Below are 1,858 nucleotides of genomic sequence, written 5' to 3'. Positions count from 1 at the left end.
GGGGAGAACCAGCTATCACGGAGTTTGATTGGCCTTTCACCCCTAACCACAGGTCATCCCCCAGGTTTTCAACCCTGGTGGGTTCGGTCCTCCACGAAGTCTTACCTCCGCTTCAACCTGCCCATGGCTAGATCACTCCGCTTCGGGTCTAGAGCGTGCAACTCAATCGCCCTATTCGGACTCGCTTTCGCTACGGCTTCCCCACACGGGTTAACCTCGCTACACACCGCTAACTCGCAGGCTCATTCTTCAAAAGGCACGCAGTCACGACCGTTGTTCCGAAGAACAACGGCGACGCTCCCACGGCTTGTAGGCACACGGTTTCAGGTACTATTTCACTCCGCTCCCGCGGTACTTTTCACCATTCCCTCACGGTACTATCCGCTATCGGTCACCAGGGAATATTTAGGCTTAGCGGGTGGTCCCGCCAGATTCACACGGGATTTCTCGGGCCCCGTGCTACTTGGGAGATTCTTAAGCAAGCCGCTGATGTTTCGTCTACGGGGGTCTTACCCTCTACGCCGGACCTTTCGCATGTCCTTCGACTACATCAACGGTTTCTGACTCGCCGACCGGCCGGCAGACCGATCAAAAGAATTCCCACAACCCCGCATGCGCAACCCCTGCCGGGTATCACACGCATACGGTTTGGCCTCTTCCGGTTTCGCTCGCCACTACTCCCGGAATCACGGTTGTTTTCTCTTCCTGCGGGTACTGAGATGTTTCACTTCCCCGCGTTCCCTCCACACTGCCTATGTGTTCAGCAGTGGGTGACAGCCCATGACGACTGCCGGGTTTCCCCATTCGGACACCCCCGGATCAAAGCTCAGTTGGCAGCTCCCCGGGGCCTATCGCGGCCTCTCACGTCCTTCATCGGTTCCTGGTGCCAAGGCATCCACCGTGTGCCCTTAAAAACTTGCCCACAGATGCTCGCGTCCACTGTGTAGTTCTCAAGCAACGACCAGCCACCCATCACCCCACCAGACAAGCTGGCGAGTTCACTGGGGCCGGCATCGCGAAGATAAGACCTTACGGCCATACCCTCAGATACCCAACAACGTGCCAAGCACGATCCCCGCCACAATCACTGTTTTCCACGCCCGAGGGCAGTACTTACAGGATGTTTTGGAAACCGTGCCAACTAATCAACGTTCCACCCATGAGCTGACCGTGCAGAACATTTGTCTGCAATCGGTACTGTGCTCCTTAGAAAGGAGGTGATCCAGCCGCACCTTCCGGTACGGCTACCTTGTTACGACTTCGTCCCAATCGCCAGTCCCACCTTCGACAGCTCCCTCCCTTACGGGTTGGGCCACCGGCTTCGGGTGTTACCGACTTTCGTGACGTGACGGGCGGTGTGTACAAGGCCCGGGAACGTATTCACCGCAGCAATGCTGATCTGCGATTACTAGCAACTCCGACTTCATGGGGTCGAGTTGCAGACCCCAATCCGAACTGAGACCGGCTTTTTGAGATTCGCTCCACCTTGCGGTATCGCAGCTCATTGTACCGGCCATTGTAGCACGTGTGCAGCCCAAGACATAAGGGGCATGATGACTTGACGTCGTCCCCACCTTCCTCCGAGTTGACCCCGGCGGTCTCCTGTGAGTCCCCATCACCCCGAAGGGCATGCTGGCAACACAGGACAAGGGTTGCGCTCGTTGCGGGACTTAACCCAACATCTCACGACACGAGCTGACGACAGCCATGCACCACCTGTATACCGACCACAAGGGGGGCACTATCTCTAATGCTTTCCGGTATATGTCAAGCCTTGGTAAGGTTCTTCGCGTTGCGTCGAATTAAGCCACATGCTCCGCTGCTTGTGCGGGCCCCCGTCAATTCCTTTGAGTTTTAG

General features: G+C 56.8%; 2 rRNA genes. Both read right to left on the bottom strand.

The window, feature by feature from the left end:
- A 23S ribosomal RNA gene (locus tag ACIOHG_RS37745) occupies window positions 1-922 on the bottom strand; the annotation flags it as partial.
- Between the two features lie 288 nt (window positions 923-1,210).
- Window positions 1,211-1,858 (bottom strand): 16S ribosomal RNA (locus ACIOHG_RS37740); the annotation flags it as partial.

It is taken from the genome of Kitasatospora sp. NPDC088134 (genome assembly GCF_044741705.1).
Classification (GTDB): domain Bacteria; phylum Actinomycetota; class Actinomycetes; order Streptomycetales; family Streptomycetaceae; genus Kitasatospora.
This window is presented reverse-complemented; position numbering and strand designations above follow the sequence as displayed.